A 17,972-nucleotide genomic window follows, 5' to 3' on the forward strand; every position below is an offset into this window, starting at 1 on the left:
CACCCAGCGGTCGCCGCGGTCGGTCGGCGGGAGATTCCCGCCTCCGTCGGCGTGGCTGAGTGGCCCTCTGGACCACTGTGTGTCCAGCATGTTCCGAGAACGATAATTCAGAACCCCCACCCGGTGCCAACTTAGGTTACCCTCTTACCCCTGTTGACCTCGGGTGGAGCACCGACCGACCGGTCAGATCCGACCCCGTTCGGTACCGAAGAACGCGGCCAGCAATGTAACAATTCCCGGCCTCGGGTCGATCTGCTCGGCCGGCGCGGCCAGTTGGTGCAGGATCACGCCGTCCAGATAGTCGGTGAGCATTCGGCTCTGCCCGGCCGGATCCGGCGATCCGAGCATGGCCAACATCATGGTGCCCCACTCGAGCAGGTCGGCGCGACCGCTGGAGATGGGGCTCACCAGAGCGGGATCGGTCGAGGCGGCGGCGAACAGCACCAGCCGGGCCGTCGTCCGCGCCCGGTGCTCACCCGTGGCCAGCCGCACGTAGCCGGTGAGCCCGTCGGCCAGTTCGGTCAGGGTCGCGGGCAGGCGGGCGGCGCCGAGGCGGTCCCAGTCGCCGCGATCGTGCTCCACCAGCCTGACCAGTACGGCGTCCACCAGCGCGGATCGGGTGCGGAACCAGTTCGAGGTCGAGCCCTGAGGAAGTCCCGCGGCGGTGTCGACGGCGCGGTGGGTGAGGGCGCGCAGCCCCTGCGTGCCGAGAACCTCGATCGCGGCGTCGAGCGCACGCTCCCGGTTACCGGCCATGAACCGGACACTACAGAGGTAGTGACCGTGACTACATCAGTAGTGAAGGGCACTACATCCGTAGTTTTGTCCACTACATCGGTAGTACCGTGAGGTCATGAGAGGCACCGCAACGATCATCGGAGGCGGTATCGGCGGACTCGCCGCCGCAGATCGCCTGGTCGCCGCCGGATGGGACGTCCGGGTGCACGAACGGGCCGCGACCCTCCCCGACACCGGTACCGCCCTCGGCATGTGGCCGGCGGCCATGGCGGCCCTCGGCGCGATCGGAGTGAGCGAACTGATCCGTGCCGTCGGTGTCGTCCAGACCTCCGGGGCGATCCTGCGTCCCGACGGGTCGACCATCGCCCGCCTCGACGTCCGCGGAAACTCGCCGATCCTGGTGTCGCGGCCGGTGCTGCTGCGCGCGCTCGCCGAGCCGCTGCCCGCCGGCGTCCTGCGGTTCTCGTCCCCGGTGACCGAGCCGCCCACCGACGCCGATGTGGTGATCGGCGCCGACGGCATCGGCAGCACGGTCCGCGACACCCTGTTCGGCCCGCGGTACCGGGCGCGGCCGATCGGGATGGCCGCGTGGCGCGGGTGGGTGCCCGGGAACGCGGACTCCGCGGTCGAGACCTGGGACGCCGGGGCACTGTTCGGCGTCACCCCGCGCGACGGCGACCTGATCAACTTCTTCGCCGCCGTCCGCATCGAACCCGGATCGGCGGACGGAGGAATCCCGTTCCTGCGCAACAGATTCGGTTCGTGGCATGCCGATGTCCGCGACATCCTCGACCGGCTCGACCCGGACGCGCTGCTCCACCACGACCTGTCGCAGTCCCCGCCGCTACCGTCGTACGTCCGTGGCAACGTTGCGCTGATCGGAGACGCCGCCCACGCGATGGCCCCGAACCTGGGCCGCGGAGCATGCGAGGCGGTCGTCGACGCCGTCACCCTCGCCCGCGCGCTGACCGAGTGCCCCGACATCGCGACCGCACTGCGCCGCTACGACCGGGCCCGCCGGATCCGCACCCGCATGCTCGTGCGGGGCTCGGCGGCGCTGGCGCGGGTCGCCACGACCCACCGGGGAACACGATTGCGTGACGCGGTTCTCGGGACGGTAACGGAGGCGGGACGAAAATTGTCCAGAAATGACTACTGACCGCAGCGAATCGTGTCAGCTGCGGCCAGTGCTGTCGGTAACCATAGCGTGACCGGACCGTGACTTCACCCGTCTGTGGTGAGCGTCACTGCCACCTCGACTGGCGTACCGCGGCGCGACGGTCGGCGGACTTTCACCCACCCCGTCCGTACCCGGGTCGCACTGCGCGCCTCTCACCGAGCGGTCGGCGCCGGCCGATGCCGACCGCGCGCCCGACGTGTCCACCGACCCGCCGGAGCGGCGGCAACCACTCGGGCCCGGAACGAGCTCCGTTGGACGCGGTCGAGCACTCGTCGGGCGGCTCCCGCAGTTGCCGCGCCGGCCCGCGTACCCGGAACCGGGGGTCGGCTCGTTCGGATCATCCACGTGCACAGTCGGATTCGCGTCGGTGTCGACGTGGAGCCGCGGGGACAACGCAGGCCGACGGGGTTCACCGTCGGGCGGGCCATTCTGCCATTCCGGTGGCCGGAATGACCGATTGACCGCATGGACGTGCTCATGTTCCCTGGGTCGAACCGAGATTCGCCTGGTTACCAAAGTCTTTGAAGTACAAGGTGAAGGGATTGGCTCTATGCCCGATTGGGATTACACCACCGACTTCCTCGTCGTCGGGAGCGGTGGCGGCCTGGCCGGAGCGCTGCGCGCGAGCGCGCTCGGGGGACGACTGCGGGGAAAGAAGTACCTCACCAACGGTGCCGCATTGATCGCGCACCTGCTGTCCGCGTTGCTCGATCGCGGTGTACCGATCTGGATCAACACAGCTCTGGTCGACCTTGTCGTCGAGGAGGGTCGGGTGGTCGGTGCAGTGATCGAGAAGGACGGGCGGACGATGCGTGTCCGTACCCGTGACGCGGTGCTGCTCGCGGCGGGCGGATTCGCCCAGAACGCGGCGATGCGTGAGGAGTTCTCCGCGAATCAACCCGGCCGCCCCGAGTGGTCGAGCGCGAACCCCGGAGACACCGGCGAGGTCATCCGAATCGCGATGGCTCATGGCGCCGCCACCGACATGATGGACGAGGCCTGGTGGATTCCCTCGTGGCTCATGCCGAACGGCAGGCCGGCCATGACCATCAGTGAGCGAAGCAAACCCGGGTCGATCATGGTCGATGCGCACGGCAACCGGTACACCAACGAGGCGGCTGCATATCAGGAAACGGGACAGCAGATGTTCGCCCACGACCGTGCCGGCGGCGGCGCCGTTCCGTCGTGGCTGATCATCGACTCCTTCCACAGGTCCCGCTACACCTTCGGATTCGCACCTCCGGGCCCGTTTCCGCGGGAATTGATCTCGAGCGGCGTGATCAAGCGCAGTGACACCCTCGAAGACCTTGCACAGCAGTGCGGTATCGAAGCCACCGCCCTGGTCAAGACGGTGGATCGGTTCAACGGGTTCGCGGTGACCGGCGTCGACGAGGACTTCCATCGTGGCGAGGGAGCGCACGAGCGTTACCAAGGCGACAGCACGCACAAGCCGAACCCCTGCCTGGGTCCGATTGCGAAGGCCCCCTTCTACGCCGTGCAGATCTACCCCGGCGATCTCGGAACCAACGGCGGCCTCCTGTGTGACGCCAACGGACAGGTCGTGAACCGCGACGGTGATCCGATCCCGGGCCTGTACGCCGCGGGCAACTGCACGGCATCGGTCATGGGACGCAAGTACCTCGGCGCCGGAGCCACCATCGGACCCTCCACGATCTTCGCCTATCGCGCCGCCAACCACGCCGACGCGGTCTCGATCCGGAGCGACATCTGAGCCGGTGACGACTCGAGCGGCTCAGCCGCCGTCCTCGGCGCCCGGACCCGGCTGGGGCCGGGCGCCGAGGACGTCAACCCATGGCATTCGTGCCGTCGGAGAGCACCGGCGAGAGGAACCCGAACACGTTGCCGTCGGGGTCGACCAGGTAGGCGAGCCGGCCGACGCCCGGCATGTCGTTGGGAGCAATCGCTTCCGTACCGCCCAACTCGAGCCCGCGCGCGAACGTGCCGTCGACATCCTCGACGGCAACCACGACGGTGGATCCGCTGACGGGTGCACCCGGCTCCGGCCGAGGCCCCCGGCGCTGCGTGAGCCCGCCGTTGATCCCGACCTCGGGAGCGCCCGGTGACGCCTCCTCACCGCCGGTGACGATCAACCAGTAGGGCATCTCGCCGAACTGCCGGAACGACCAGCCCAACAGCTCCGAGTAGAAGTCGATGAGCCGCTGCGGCTCCGACGCATGAATCTCGAAGTGCACAACCGGGTTCGACATGATGCCTCCGTTGGTCGGTTCGTCCGAACCCTACGCCTCCACACCGCCGACTCACCGTTGGTCGAGGATCGCCGACGACTGACGCGGCCGTGTCCTCGCGCTGGACGAGGGACTGCTGCGGAGCCGAACCCACAACAGTTTGCGGCAACCGTCGGGTCGTGACCGGCCCGCTCGGTCGAGTTCACGAGTAAATCGACTGTTTGCGAACCGGTTTCACGAATCGCAACAACATCGTGACCGTGGCACCATACCCGCGAACACACACCACGGCTACGTTCGAGCAACACCGAAGCTTCCACGAGCCGGAAGGATTCACCGATGTCAGACACGTCCAATCCCGGCGGCACCGGTTCACCTGGCCCCGGCTACTACTCCGACCCGTCCGGCGTAATGCGATGGTGGGACGGGACCCAGTGGACCGATCGTGTGCAGAGTGGCGGGCCACCCCCGCCGGCACCCCAACCACCGAAGAAGTCGCACACGCTGCGCAACGTCGTGCTTGTACTGGTCGCGTTGTGCGTGCTGGCGATCGGCGGCTGCTTCGCCTTCCTTGGCGTCGCCGCGAATGAAGTGAACGAGGCGATCGAAACGGCGGACGCGGAAGACGCCGCGCCCGGCGGCCCGGACAATCCCCTGACGATCACCGAGGGTCAACCGTTTGAGGTGTCTGGGTTCCAGTACGCACCCGGATGGTCCGTCACCGAGGACGCGCTCGGTTATGCCCAGGTGGAAGGTCTCAAGGTCACCAATACGCGGGACGACAAAGACGGTGCGATCGTAGAGATCAAGTTCATGAACGGCAGCGAGGTCGTGGCGCTCGTAGACTGCACGACCGAACAGATTCCTGTCGGTCAGACAACCTCCCTGAACTGCTTCGGTGGCGACGAGTTCCCAGCGGAATACGACAGGATCACCATCAACGACACCTTCTGAGGCGTTGCGGCGCCTCACACGACAGCTTCACGCAGTCGTCCGGACGGTGATCGAGTCGCCGAAATCCGTCCGGCCGCCGCGGTCGGCATGCCGCTCAGGGCACGATCGACCGCGGCAGGGACCACACGCAGTCCGTCAGCCGGTCACTTTCGCCAGAACAGGTGGTGGGTGACGCCGCTCGGGCTGGGTACGACGTCGAGGTGGAACCGGTCCAGCAGCTCGTCGGGTGACTCCCAGAGCCGCAGCCCGGATCCGAACGTCACGGGTGAGACCGCGACGTGCATGGTGTCGACGAGGTCGGCATCGAGGAACTCCCGGATGGTGGTGACCCCGCCGCCGAGCCGGACGTCCCTCCCCTGCGCGGCCGCACGCGCCTCCTCGAGGACGGCGGCCGGCTCACCCTCGACGAAGTGGAACGTGGTGTCGGAGAGGGTGATGGACGGACGCTCGTGGTGGGTCATGACGAACACCGGTGTCCGGAACGGAGGCTCATCCCCCCACCATCCGCGCCATTCGAGGTCCGTCCAGGGTCCGCGGTGGGGCCCGAACTTGTTGCGGCCCATGATCTCGGTGCCGATGTTGCGTGCGTAGTCCCGGGTGAGGTAGTCGTCGAGGCCGCAGCTTCCGCCGGGGTCGGTGCGCATCGGCCAGCTGGCCGTGGCGCCGGCCCAGGCGAACATCTCGCCGGGATCGAGCCCGAACGGGCTCTCCAGGCTCTGGTGCGCACCGGCACCGATGCCGTCACTGGAGACGGTGAAGTTCTGAACCCTCAGCAGCTGCGTCACTCGCTTCTCCGCACTCTCGACCGATCGTTACGGGGGTTCAGACTGTCCGTGGCCGGGCAACTCATCGGTGAACCGGCGCGTGCCGCGTGTCGAGGGCACTCGCCACGATGGTCACAAAAGAAAACGAGGCCACACACTGTTTCCAGTATGTGACCTCGTTCTGTGCAGTTCGTGGAACTGCTCGTGGTGGGCGAAGGGGGACTTGAACCCCCACGTCCCGAAGGACACTGGCACCTGAAGCCAGCGCGTCTGCCATTCCGCCACTCGCCCGAGCGACGACGAAACACTAGCACGACTCCTGCAGAAAACACGATTCGCCCCCTCGAGCTGGGGTTTTGTTCCGCGCCCGCGTCGTTCGTTCGCATCGCGGATATCATGCAGGGGCGGTCGAACCAGACCGCGACACGCGGGAAGTCGAGAGGAGGCAGTGTGGGTATCGTCCAACGGTTCGAGCGCAAGCTTCAGGGCGCGGTCGGTGACGGTCTCGCGCGGGTCTTCGGCGGCGGCGTCGTTCCCCAGGAGGTCGAGTCGGCGCTGCAGCGCGAGGCGGCCGACGGTCTGCAGCGACTCGACGGCGATCACCAGCTGGCACCGAACTCGTACGTGATCACGATCAACGAGTCCGATCACGCCGAACTCGCCGGGGATCGGGAGCTGAGGGTCAAGGCGTTCTCCAAGCACCTCGAAGGCTTCATCCGCGACCAGGGGTGGCAGACCTACGGGCCGATCTCCGTTCGGTTCGAGGCGTCACCGACGCTGCACACCGGCCAGTTCCGGACCCGAGGAGCGGTGGACCCCGATGTGGGCGCAACGCCGCGACCTCCGTCGGGACAGCAAGTACCCTTACCGCCCGCGACCGCACGACCCTCCGCACCGATGAATTCAGGAGCTGGCCACATGACCCAGAACTCAGGCTTCGATCCCGCCCGTGAGCCGGCCGATGAGGGTCGGTACCAGCAGGATCGTCCGCTGAGCCACGCAGGCCAGAACGGCAATGCGTACCCGAGCTACTCCGCGGCCGGCGGCGGCTACGAGCAGCCCCGCAACGGTTACCCGCAGGCCGCCGCCCGGCAGAACGGCACCGAGTACCCGGCGAACCCCTACCCGCCGCAGGGCGCCGAGTACCAGGCCGAGTACGCCAGCCCGTACCCGCCCAACCCGGACTACCCGGCGAACCCCTACCCGCCGCAGGACGACTACGCGAACCCGTACCCCCCGAACCAGGACTACCCGCAGGCGGACTACGCGAACCCGTACCCGCCCAACCCGGACTACCCCGCGAACCCCTACCCGCCGAGCAGCGACTACCAGTACCCGCCGCAGGGTGGCGAGTACCCCGCGTACGGGCAGCAGCCGGCGTACGGACAGCAGGCGTACGGACAGCAGTACGGCGGCGGCGAGTACGCGGGCTTCGACCCGAACCGCACCTTCACCGCGACGTTGCAGCTCGAGGACGGCAGCGGACGCAACTTCCAGCTGCGCGAGGGCCGCAACGTGATCGGTCGCGGCCAGGACGCCCAGTTCCGGCTGCCGGACACCGGGGTGTCGCGTCGCCACATCGAGATCCGCTGGGACGGTCAGGTCGCCATGCTGTCGGACCTCGGATCCACCAACGGCACCACCGTCAACGGTGCGCCGGTGCAGGACTGGCAGCTCGCGGACGGCGACGTGATCCGCGCCGGCCACTCCGAGATCCTGGTCCGGATCGTCTAGGGCAAATCGCCACCGTCGGCGTATCGCCACAATCACAGATCAGACAAGCCCATCAGGCGCGACAGCGGAATCCCGTCGGAGTTCCGTATTGTGGTTGGGCGTCCCCAGCGCGGCCGGTGTCAGCCGGTTCGCGGTAAGACGCTGTCGGCACAACGCCGCTCGCACGAGGAGGAGGTGGACCGCTGTGCAGGGACTCATCCTGCAGTTGACCCGGGCCGGTTTCCTGCTGCTCCTGTGGCTTTTCGTCTGGGCGGTGCTCCGTACCCTGCGCAACGACGTGTACGCCGCGTCGGGCGTCCGGGTCCCTCCGCGCTACACCCGTAGCTCCTCGGTGCTGCCGTCGTTCGGCAAACCGAAGGTCGCCAAGAACCTGGTCGTGACACAGGGCGCGCTGGCGGGGACACGCATCACCCTCGGAACCCAGCCGGTCCTGATCGGCCGGGCCGACGACTCCACCCTCGTCCTCACCGACGACTACGCCTCCACCCGGCACGCCCGCATCTCCCCCCGCGGGACCGACTGGTACGTGGAGGATCTCGGGTCCACGAACGGCACCTACCTGGATCGGGCCCGGGTCACGACCGCAGTCCGCGTGCCATTGGGGACGCCGGTCCGGGTGGGCAAGACCGTGATCGAGCTCCGCCCGTGACCCTCGTCCTGCGCTACGCGGCGCGCAGCGACCGCGGCCTCGTTCGGTCGAACAACGAGGACTCCGTCTACGCGGGCGCCCGACTGCTCGCCCTGGCCGACGGCATGGGCGGTCACGCCGCCGGTGAGGTGGCCTCGCAGTTGATGATCGCCGCGCTGGCGCACCTCGACGACGACGAACCCGGCGACGACCTGCTCGGCAAGCTCGAGGCCGCCACCCGGCACGGCAACGCCGCGATCGCCGAACAGGTCGAGGAGGAGCCGGAACTCGACGGCATGGGCACCACCCTGACCGCGATCCTGTTCGCGGGCAGCAAGCTCGGCCTCGTCCACATCGGCGACTCCCGCGCCTACCTGCTCCGCGACGACACACTCACGCAGATCACCCGCGACGACACCTTCGTCCAGTCCCTCGTCGACGAGGGCCGGATCACCGCCGAGCAGGCGCACACCCATCCGCAGCGGTCCCTGATCATGCGGGCGTTGACCGGCAACGAGATCGAACCGACGCTGACGGTCCGCGAGGCCCGCGCCGGCGACCGCTACCTGCTGTGCTCCGACGGCCTGTCCGACGTCGTCAGCGACGAGACCATCGCCGAGGTACTGCGGACGGGCACTCCCGGAGAGTCGGCGGACCGGCTGATCGAGCTGGCGTTGCGCAGCGGCGGGCCCGACAACGTGACCGTCGTCGTCGCCGACGTCATCGATCTCGACTACGGGCAGAGCCGGCCGATCGTCGCGGGCGCCGCCTCCGACGACGAGGACGACAGTCCACCGCCGGACACCGCAGCGGGCCGCGCCGCAGCGATGCGTCCGCCCCGCGCCAACCCGCGCCGGGTGGTCGTCGCCGCCGAACCCGAGCCGAAGAAGAGCCACAGGCTGCGGTGGATCGTGCTCTCGTTGGGCCTGGTCGTGGCCGTCGCGGTGGGTCTGCTGATCGGCCGGACCCTGATCCGGCACAACTACTACGTCGGCGCCGACGACGGCCGCGTCGCCGTGCTGCGGGGTGTCCCGGGCTCGGTGCTCGGTTACTCGCTGCAGGAGGTCGACCTGGTCGGCTGCGTCACCAGCACCGGCGAACTGAGCCTCGAATCGCCGGACGCCGAGAACCCGTCCTGCACTGTTCTCATGGTCGACGACCTGCAGCCGTCGGCCCGTGAACAGGTCCGGGCGGGACTGCCGTCGGGATCGCTCGACGACGCGAAGGACCAGATGCACCGCCTCACCAGCGGCGACCTGCTCCCGGTGTGCGAACCGACCACGAAGACGCCCACAGCGACACCGACCACGACACCCGCGCCGGCCCCGACCCCCGAACCGGTGCCGGGAGCACTGCCCGCTCCGGTGGCCACCGCCGAACCGGCGGCACCGTCCCCGACGACGCCCACGCAGATTCCGGGGCAGAACTGCAGGACCGGTAGCTGATGTCCGTGTCCTCCGCTCCCTCGGGCGCATCGTTCCCGAGCCCGCCGGGAGGTTTCGCTCCCGCGCCCCAGCAGTCCACCCGTCGCGGTACCGAACTGCTGCTGATCCTCGCCGCCATCGCCATCACCACGCTGTCGCTGGTGCTGGTCGAGGCCAGCCAGGAGCAGGCCATCACCTGGGACCTCGCCAAGTACGCGCTCGCGTACTCGGCGCTGTTCCTGATCGCCCACGCCGCGGTCCGCCGGTTCGCGCCGTACGCCGACCCGCTGCTGTTGCCGATCGTCGCCCTGCTCAACGGGCTGGGGCTGGTCCTGATCCACCGGCTCGACCTGGCGGACGCGGCGACGGCGGCGTACTTCGGCCGCGAGGCCCCCTCCCCCGACGCGACCCAACAGGTGTTGTGGACCGCGCTCGCGATCGCCGGGTTCATCGCCGTACTTGTGCTGCTGCGCGACTACCGCCTGCTCGCCCGGTACAGCTACACGCTCGGCCTCGCCGGGCTCGTGCTGCTGGTGATTCCCGCGCTGCTGCCGTCGTCGATGTCGGAGGTCAACGGCGCGAAGATCTGGATCAAGCTCCCGTTCTTCAGCCTGCAGCCCGGCGAGTTCGCGAAGATCCTGCTGATCATCTTCTTCGCGTCCGTCCTGGTGTCGAAACGCGAACTGTTCACCACCGCGGGCAAGCACGTCTTCGGACTCGACCTGCCACGGGCCCGCGACCTCGGGCCGATCCTCGTCGCGTGGGTCGTCTCGATCGGTGTGCTGGTCCTGGAGAAGGACCTGGGCACCTCGCTGCTGCTGTTCGGCACCGTGCTGGTGATGCTGTACATCGCCACCGAACGCGTCGGCTGGCTGGTCATCGGCGGAGCCCTGCTCGCGCTGGGATTCGTCCTCGCCTACCAGCTGTTCGGGCACGTCCGCGTGCGGGTGCAGACCTGGCTCGACCCGCTCGGCGACTACAACAACACCGGCTACCAGATCTCGCAGTCGCTGTTCGGTCTCGCGACCGGCGGAGTCGCGGGCACCGGTCTGGGCAGCGGACGCCCGTCGCAGGTGCCGTTCGCCAAGACCGACTTCATCGTCGCGACGATCGGTGAGGAACTCGGCCTGATCGGTCTGGCGGCCGTGCTCATGCTGTTCCTGATCCTGATCATCCGCGGGCTGCGGACCGCGCTGGCGGTCCGGGACAGCTTCGGCAAACTGCTCGCCGCCGGTCTGGCGTTCACCATCGCGATCCAGCTGTTCGTCGTGGTCGGCGGCGTCACCAAACTGATCCCGCTGACCGGCCTGACCACCCCGTTCATGTCGTACGGCGGTTCGTCGCTGCTGGCGAACTACCTGCTGCTGGCGCTGCTGATCAGGATCTCCGACGCCGCCCGCACCCCACCTGAACCGAAGAAGAAGGGACCCGCACCGATCGCGGACGCACCGACGGAAATGTTGAGGCGCACATGAACACCCCCCTGCGCCGTGTCGCGATCGCCGTGATGGTGATGGTCGTCGCACTGCTCGCCAACGCCACGTACGTGCAGGTCATCAAGGCCGATGATCTGCGCACCGATCCGCGGAACTCCCGGGTGCTGCTCGACGAGTACTCCCGCCAGCGGGGGCAGATCTCGGCCGGTGGCCAGGTGCTGGCCGCGTCGATCCCGACGGACGACCGGTACAAGTACCTGCGCACGTACCCGCCGAACCCGACGGCACCGTCGAGCCCGTTCGCGAACGCGCCGGTCACCGGCTTCTACTCGATGCTCTACGGCAACACCGGCCTCGAGCGCAGCGAGGACGCGGTCCTCAACGGCTCCGACAACCGGCTGTTCGGTCGCCGCTTCTTCGACCTGGTATCCGGTCGCGACCCGCGTGGCGGCAACGTCGTCGCCACCATCGACCCGGTCGTCCAGCAGGTCGCGTACGACCAGCTGACGTCGAAGGGGTACACCGGTTCGGTCGTCGCGATCCGGCCCAGCACCGGCGAGATCCTGTCGATGGTGAGCACCCCCAGCTACGACCCCAACCTGCTCGCCAGCCACGACGGCAAGGTGAGTACCGAGGCGTGGGAGGCGCTCAACGCGGACCCGGACAAGCCGCTGCTCAACCGCGCCATCTCGCAGACCTACCCGCCGGGGTCGACATTCAAGGTCGTCGTCACCGCGGCCGCGCTCGAGAACGGCGCCGACCCGAACGAACAGCTCACCGCCGCCCCCAACATCACGCTGCCCGGCACCACCACGACGCTGGAGAACTACAACGGCACCACCTGCGGCGCCGGCCCGACCGCGTCGCTGCGTGAGGCGTTCGCGCGGTCCTGCAACACCGCATTCGTCGAGCTCGGCATCCGGACCGGCGCCGACGCACTCGAGGAACGCGCCACGGCGTTCGGGATCACCCCGGACTCCCCCGGCATCCCGATTCCCGTCGCCGACGGAACGATCGGCACCATTCCCGACGACGCGGCGCTCGGCCAGTCCAGCATCGGTCAGCGCGACGTCGCATTGACCCCGCTCGAGAACGCCGTCATCGCGGCGACCGTCGCGAACGGCGGCGTCCGGATGCAACCGCACCTGGTGGCGCAGCTGCAGAGCCCGGACCTGTCGAACCTGGCGACCACCGCTCCGGAATCGAAGGGACAGGCCATCTCCCCGCAGGTCGCGGCGACGCTCACCGACCTGATGGTCGGCTCGGAGAACAACACCGGCGGTGGCAACAAGATCCCCGGCGTGCAGATCGCGTCCAAGACCGGCACCGCCGAACACGGCACCGACCCCCGGAACACGCCGCCGCACGCCTGGTACATCGGCTTCGCGCCCGCGGACAACCCGCAGGTGGCCATCGCCGTCATCGTCGAGAACGGTGGCGATCGTGCCCTCGCCGCGACCGGTGGGTCCGTTGCCGCACCAATCGGTCGCGCCGTCATCGCCGCCGCCCTCGAACGGGAGGGCCAGCGGTGACCCTGAACAACGGCGCGGTCATCGCGAACCGCTATCGGCTGCTGCGCCTGATCGCCACCGGCGGAATGGGCCAGGTGTGGGAGGCCACCGACAACCGGCTGCACCGCCGCGTCGCCGTGAAGGTCCTCAAGTCGGAGTTCTCCACCGACCCGGAGTTCCTCGAACGGTTCCGCACCGAGGCCCGGACCACCGCCCAGCTCAACCATCCGGGCATCGCGGGCATCTACGACTACGGCGAGACCCACGACGCGTCCGGGCAGGACACCGCCTACCTGGTGATGGAACTCGTCAACGGCGAGCCGCTCAACGCGGTCCTCGCCCGCGTCGGACGGCTGTCGCTGCCGCATGCGCTCGACATGCTCGAGCAGACCGGGCGGGCACTGGAGACCGCGCACGCGACCGGGGTCGTGCACCGCGACGTCAAGCCCGGCAACATCCTGATCACGCCCACCGGCCAGGTGAAGATCACCGACTTCGGCATCGCCAAGGCCGTCGAGGCGTCCCCGGTCACTCGCACCGGCATGGTGATGGGCACCGCGCAGTACATCGCGCCGGAGCAGGCCCTAGGCCAGGACGCCTCCCCGGCCAGCGACGTGTACTCGCTCGGTGTCGTCGCCTACGAGGCGCTCGCCGGCCACCGCCCCTTCACCGGCGACGGCGCGTTGACCGTCGCGATGAAGCACGTGCAGGAGGTTCCGGCGCCGCTGCCGGTCGACCTGCCGCCGAACGTGCGTGAACTCGTCGAGATCACGATGGCGAAGGACCCGGCCGCCCGGTACCACAGCGGCGGCGAGTTCGCCGACGCCGTCGCGGTCGTGCGGGCCGGGGGGCGGCCGCCGATGCCGGGGTCGGGTGCGCCGACCGTGGCGACCGCGCCGCCCACCGCGGCCACCCAGGTGCTGGCCTCGTCGACGGGTGCCTATGCTGGGCCCGACCCCGGCACGCCGGCACCCACCGGCCTGACCAGCGGTCAGAAGGCCCTCGCCTGGGCCGGCGGTGCGCTCATCCTGCTGGCGTTGCTGATCGGCGGTTGGATGTTGCTGTCCGGTGGTGACGACGCACCGACGGTGCCCGCGACGACCACCACCAGCCGCGCCGCGGTGACCACGACACCGGCCCCGACCACGACCCGGCGGACGACGACACCCCCGCCGCCCACCACAACGGAGTGGACGCCGGAGCCGACGACCACCGAGCGGCGGACCACGACCACCGAGCCGCCGACAACCACGACGGAGCGGACCACGACGACCACCACCACCGCTGCGCCCACGACCACCACGACCACCGTCACGACGACGCCGAGCGAGACCACCACCTCGGCCACCCAAGGACAGCCATGACCACACCGCGCAAACTCTCCTCCCGCTACGAGCTGGGCGAGATTCTCGGCTTCGGTGGCATGTCCGAGGTGCACCTGGCCCGCGACCTTCGTCTGAGCCGCGACGTCGCGATCAAGGTGTTGCGCGCCGACCTGGCCCGCGATCCCACGTTCTACCTGCGGTTCCGCCGCGAGGCGCAGAACGCGGCCGCGCTGAACCATCCGGCGATCGTCGCCGTCTACGACACCGGCGAGGCGGAGACGGACGGCGGCCCGCTGCCGTACATCGTGATGGAGTACGTCGACGGGGTGACGCTGCGCGACATCGTCCGCAGCGAGGGGCCGATGGCGCCGCGTCGCGCGATGGAGGTCATCGCCGACGTCTGCGCCGCGCTGGACTTCAGCCACCGCAACGGCATCGTGCACCGCGACATCAAGCCCGCGAACATCATGATCAACCGGGCCGGCGCGGTGAAGGTCATGGACTTCGGCATCGCCCGCGCGATCTCCGACAGTTCCAGCCCGATGACGCAGACGGCCGCCGTGATCGGCACCGCGCAGTACCTGTCGCCCGAGCAGGCTCGCGGCGAGCAGGTGGACGCCCGCTCGGACGTGTACTCACTCGGCTGCGTGCTGTTCGAGATCCTCGCGGGGGAACCGCCGTTCAAGGGCGATTCGCCGGTCGCGGTCGCGTACCAGCACGTCCGCGAGGATCCGGCGCTGCCGTCGACGGTGAACGCCGACATTCCGCGCGAGCTGGACTCGGTGATCCTCAAGGCGATGAGCAAGAACCCGGCGAACCGCTACCAGAGCGCCGCCGAGATGCGCAGCGACCTGGTGCGGGTGCTCGGCGGGCAGCGTCCGTCGGCGCCGATGGTGATGAACGACGAGGACCGCACCACGATCCTCGGTGCCGTCGACAACTCCGGGCGCTACGCGGCCACCCCGACCCCGGTGCCCGCCGGAGCGGTGGCGGGCGCGTCGCAGCAGCCCGACCCCGACCAGGGATCGCGCAAGGCGATGCGGATCGTGCTGATCGCGATCGCCGCGCTGGCGGTCATCGGTATCGTCGGCGCCTTCCTGTGGTCCCTCGGCCCGGGGGCGAAGGCCGAGCAGGTCACCATCCCCGACGTCACCAACCAGGCGTCGCAGGCCGCGCAGAACGAACTGCAGAACCTCGGGTTCCGGGTGCAGACCCAGCCGAAGTCGAGCAACGTCGTCGCCGACGGCAACGTCATCTCGACCATCCCCGTCGCCGGCACCCGCGCCGACGAGGGCACCACGGTCACCCTCGACGTGTCGACCGGACCGGAACTGGTCGACGTGCCGAAACTGACCGGGATGACCCAGTCGCAGGCGGCGCAGGCCCTCAGCGCGGTCGGCCTCGCCCTCGACCCGACGGTCGACCGGGCCCCGTCCACGCCCGAGCAACTCGACAAGGTCACCGCCCAGGAACCGACCGCCGGAGCCCAGGTCGAGGTGAGTGGCACCGTGCAGATCACCCTCGGCAGCGGACCCGAACAGGTCCGGATCCCGAACGTGGTCGGGCAGACACTCGAGGTCGCGCAGCCGAACGTCGAGGGCGCCGGCTTCAAGGTCGAGGTGGTGAACGTCGACTCCGGCCGTCCGAAGGGGCAGGTGGTGTCCACGGACCCGACCGGCGGCAGCACCGCGGCCCGTGGCAGCACCGTCACCCTGCAGGTGTCGAACGGCAACATGATCCAGATGCCGGACCTGAGCAACCAGACGGTGTCGCAGGCCCTGGACTCGCTGCGTCGCGCCGGCTGGACGGGGTCGTCGAGCCAGCTCGTGCAGCGGCCCCAGGCGACCCTCGAGACCGATCAGGTCGGCAAGGTCGTGTCCCAGGCGCAGCCGCCCGGCTCCGAGGTGTCGAAGACCGCGACCATCACCGTCGGCATCGGCCAACTCGGTATCCCGTCCGGCGGTCGCTGACCCGCTGACCCGCTGATCTGCGATCGGCGGGAGGGCACCGTCGCCCCACCCCCGCGGGCTGAAGGTGTCCTTCGTGCGGTTCAACCGGACGACGGTGCCCTTCAGCCGGCGTGGGTGGGGCCGCCCGAGTCGGGTGAGTGCTTGTTCCGACCCGTCAGGGGTGGGTGAGGGCGTCGCCGAGTGCGCGGGCGACCTCCGACTCGAGGGCCTCGATCAGCGCCTCGGCCGGCCGCTCACCGCACACCTCGAGCCAGTTCGCGAGCATCCGGTGCCCGCCCTGCGTGAGCACCGACTCCGGATGGAACTGGACGCCGTGGATCGGCAGGTCCCGATGCCGCAACGCCATCACGATGCCGGTGTCGGTGTGGGCCGTCGGGACGAGGACGTCCGGCATCGTCTCCGGCAGCACGGTCAGCGAGTGGTAGCGGGTCGCGGTGAACGGGTCGGGCAGGCCGGCGAGCACACCCGTCCCGTCGTGGGTGACCAGGCTGGTCTTGCCGTGCAGCAGTTCGGGCGCGCGGTCGACGGTCGCGCCGAACGCGGCGCCGATCGACTGATGTCCGAGGCACACGCCGAGCAGCGGAGTCCGCGTCTGCGCACACGCCGCCACCAGGTCCATGCTGGCGCCGGCACGCTGCGGGGTGCCGGGGCCGGGGCTGAGCAGGATGCCGTCGAAGTCCCGCGCGACGGCGGCTCGATCGTCGAGCCGTGGGTCGTCGTTGCGCCACACCGTCGCCGTCGTGCCGAGCTGACCCAGGTACTGGACCAGGTTGAAGACGAAGCTGTCGTAGTTGTCGACGACGAGGATGCGCATTGCGCCAGGATAATCAGCGCGCGAACTTGGTGCGCATCTGCCCGTCGTAGCCGGGCACCGTCAGCGACTCCGAGGTGGTCTGGTTGTACCCGAGTCCGTAACGGACGGCGTACTGCTTGAACAGCCGCACCCCCGGTTCGGCGTCGAGCGCGGCGGTGAGCCGGGCCGGATCACCGAGGGCGGTCATCACGTACGGCGGGCTGTAGGTGCGTCCGTGCAGCAACAGGGTGTTGCCGATGCACCGCGGTGCCGACGTCGCGACGATGCGCTGGTCCTGCATTCCGACCGCGGTCGCCCCGCCGACCCAGAACGCGTTGAGCACGGACTGGACGTCCTGCTGGTGCACGACGAGGTCGTCGGGCCGAGCACCGGCGGGATAGTTGCCGTCGGAGTCGCGGCTGGCGTCGGTCAGGGTGACCGTGACCCCCGGACCGCTGACCTCGGACAACCCGGCTTCCGCCTCGAGGGAGCGCACCTGCTCGAGTACCGTCGCGACCCCGGAGTCGGAGTTCGCGGCGTCGGACTGCAGGGTGTCGAGCCGGGCGACGAGACCGTCCCGGTCGACGGTGGCGCGGTCGAGGTCGGACTGGGCGGCACGCACCAGGTCGGACAGGCGGGTGGTGTCGCCGCGGCGCAGTTCGTTGCCTGCCGACACCTCGCGCGTGGTCGCGAACAGCAGCCCCGCGACCAGGCAGACGATCGGCACGCACACCAGCCAGATCCTGGACCGGCGGACGCGGTCGGCCATCGTGGTCCTCCCCCCGGCGTCACGGTGCGTTCGGTGCGGTGCCGCCTGCGTTCGGTGCGGGCCGACGGATCGGTGCCGGACCGGCGCGGATGCCGCTACCGTAGGCTCGAATCTACCTGGTCGGCGTCGGTGACGATGCCGACCGCGGTGGCACACCGTACATCCACAGGGCCACCCTGCCCTGTCACATCAGCCGAGGTCGTCATGCCGAAGTCGAAGGTCCGGAAGAAGACGGACTACACCATCAACCCCGCGAACCGCACTCCCGTCAAGGTGAAGGCCGGTCCGTCCAGCGCACTGTACGTGTCGGTGATGCTGGGGCTGATGCTGATCGGGCTCGCGTGGCTGATCGTGTACTACCTCGCCGCCGACCAGATCGATTTCATCAACAACCTGGGGGCGTACAACTTCCTGATCGGCTTCGGATTCATGGTCGCGGGCCTGGTCATGACGATGCGGTGGCGTTGACCTGCGGGTTCCCCGCGGCTCCCCGGTCAATTACACCTGTGTCATTCATCCCCAGTGTGGATAACAGCTGT

General features: G+C 69.2%; 16 protein-coding genes and 1 tRNA gene. 11 read left to right on the plus strand and 6 right to left on the minus strand.

All coding sequences use genetic code 11. The annotated features are described in order from the left end of the window. Positions 1–183: 183 nt before the first annotated feature. The gene (locus ACFYVR_RS21510) at positions 184–756 is read right to left on the minus strand and encodes a TetR/AcrR family transcriptional regulator (protein WP_387476939.1); all 573 of its coding nucleotides are present in this window, start codon (positions 754–756) and stop codon (positions 184–186) included. 97 nt (positions 757–853) lie between these two features. On the opposite strand from ACFYVR_RS21510, the gene ACFYVR_RS21515 reads away from it, so the two are divergent. Continuing rightward, complete coding sequence (locus ACFYVR_RS21515) at positions 854–1,897, plus strand: FAD-dependent monooxygenase (RefSeq protein ID WP_387476941.1); 1,044 nt, start codon at positions 854–856, stop codon at positions 1,895–1,897. Positions 1,898–2,468: 571 nt separating this feature from the next. Then, positions 2,469–3,650, plus strand: coding sequence for an FAD-binding protein (locus ACFYVR_RS21520; RefSeq protein WP_387476943.1), 1,182 nt, complete (start codon positions 2,469–2,471; stop codon positions 3,648–3,650). Positions 3,651–3,723: 73 nt separating this feature from the next. On the opposite strand, the gene ACFYVR_RS21525 is transcribed toward ACFYVR_RS21520, so the two are convergent. Further along, the gene (locus tag ACFYVR_RS21525) at positions 3,724–4,146 is read right to left on the minus strand and encodes a VOC family protein (RefSeq protein ID WP_387476945.1); all 423 of its coding nucleotides are present in this window, start codon (positions 4,144–4,146) and stop codon (positions 3,724–3,726) included. 318 nt (positions 4,147–4,464) lie between these two features. Here ACFYVR_RS21525 and ACFYVR_RS21530 point away from each other — a divergent pair, with 318 nt between their 5' ends. Continuing rightward, a complete protein-coding gene (locus ACFYVR_RS21530; RefSeq protein WP_387476946.1) occupies positions 4,465–5,079 on the plus strand; it encodes a DUF2510 domain-containing protein in 615 nt (204 codons plus the stop codon). A gap of 143 nt (positions 5,080–5,222) precedes the next feature. Here ACFYVR_RS21530 and ACFYVR_RS21535 read toward each other — a convergent pair whose 3' ends face one another. Next, on the minus strand, positions 5,223–5,864 hold the full coding sequence (locus ACFYVR_RS21535) for a dihydrofolate reductase family protein (RefSeq protein ID WP_387476948.1): 642 nt from the start codon (positions 5,862–5,864) through the stop codon (positions 5,223–5,225). Between the two features lie 184 nt (positions 5,865–6,048). Next, a tRNA-Leu gene (locus ACFYVR_RS21540) sits at positions 6,049–6,134 on the minus strand. 159 nt (positions 6,135–6,293) lie between these two features. On the opposite strand from ACFYVR_RS21540, the gene ACFYVR_RS21545 reads away from it, so the two are divergent. From ACFYVR_RS21545 to pknB, 7 genes are all read left to right on the plus strand, one after another. Further along, positions 6,294–7,577 (plus strand): FhaA domain-containing protein, encoded by a 1,284-nt coding sequence (locus tag ACFYVR_RS21545; protein ID WP_387476950.1) that lies wholly within the window; start codon positions 6,294–6,296, stop codon positions 7,575–7,577. 184 nt (positions 7,578–7,761) lie between these two features. Continuing rightward, positions 7,762–8,226 carry an FHA domain-containing protein gene (locus ACFYVR_RS21550; RefSeq protein ID WP_387476952.1) on the plus strand — a complete coding sequence of 155 codons (465 nt, stop codon included), beginning with the start codon at positions 7,762–7,764 and terminating at the stop codon, positions 8,224–8,226. Then, complete coding sequence (locus ACFYVR_RS21555) at positions 8,223–9,650, plus strand: PP2C family protein-serine/threonine phosphatase (protein ID WP_387476954.1); 1,428 nt, start codon at positions 8,223–8,225, stop codon at positions 9,648–9,650. The genes ACFYVR_RS21550 and ACFYVR_RS21555 overlap by 4 nt, the downstream gene beginning before the upstream one ends. After that, on the plus strand, positions 9,650–11,104 hold the full coding sequence (locus ACFYVR_RS21560; protein WP_387476955.1) for an FtsW/RodA/SpoVE family cell cycle protein: 1,455 nt from the start codon (positions 9,650–9,652) through the stop codon (positions 11,102–11,104). Before ACFYVR_RS21555 ends, ACFYVR_RS21560 begins: the two co-directional genes overlap by 1 nt. Continuing rightward, a complete protein-coding gene (locus ACFYVR_RS21565; RefSeq protein WP_387476957.1) occupies positions 11,101–12,597 on the plus strand; it encodes a peptidoglycan D,D-transpeptidase FtsI family protein in 1,497 nt (498 codons plus the stop codon). The genes ACFYVR_RS21560 and ACFYVR_RS21565 overlap by 4 nt, the downstream gene beginning before the upstream one ends. Further along, complete coding sequence (locus ACFYVR_RS21570) at positions 12,594–13,940, plus strand: serine/threonine-protein kinase (RefSeq protein ID WP_387476959.1); 1,347 nt, start codon at positions 12,594–12,596, stop codon at positions 13,938–13,940. Before ACFYVR_RS21565 ends, ACFYVR_RS21570 begins: the two co-directional genes overlap by 4 nt. Further along, positions 13,937–15,871: a Stk1 family PASTA domain-containing Ser/Thr kinase gene (gene pknB, locus ACFYVR_RS21575; RefSeq protein ID WP_387476961.1), complete on the plus strand. Its 1,935-nt coding sequence runs from the start codon at positions 13,937–13,939 to the stop codon at positions 15,869–15,871. Before ACFYVR_RS21570 ends, pknB begins: the two co-directional genes overlap by 4 nt. Before the next feature lie 154 nt (positions 15,872–16,025). Here pknB and ACFYVR_RS21580 read toward each other — a convergent pair whose 3' ends face one another. After that, the gene (locus ACFYVR_RS21580; RefSeq protein ID WP_387476962.1) at positions 16,026–16,685 is read right to left on the minus strand and encodes an aminodeoxychorismate/anthranilate synthase component II; all 660 of its coding nucleotides are present in this window, start codon (positions 16,683–16,685) and stop codon (positions 16,026–16,028) included. Positions 16,686–16,698: 13 nt separating this feature from the next. Then, positions 16,699–17,433, minus strand: a complete 735-nt coding sequence (locus ACFYVR_RS21585) for a DUF881 domain-containing protein (protein ID WP_387476964.1) — start codon at positions 17,431–17,433, stop codon at positions 16,699–16,701. Positions 17,434–17,637: 204 nt separating this feature from the next. On the opposite strand from ACFYVR_RS21585, the gene crgA reads away from it, so the two are divergent. Next, complete coding sequence (gene crgA, locus ACFYVR_RS21590) at positions 17,638–17,901, plus strand: cell division protein CrgA (protein ID WP_387476966.1); 264 nt, start codon at positions 17,638–17,640, stop codon at positions 17,899–17,901. Positions 17,902–17,972: the final 71 nt, after the last annotated feature.

The organism is Rhodococcus sp. NPDC003318 (assembly GCF_042879035.1).
Taxonomy (GTDB): domain Bacteria; phylum Actinomycetota; class Actinomycetes; order Mycobacteriales; family Mycobacteriaceae; genus Rhodococcus_G.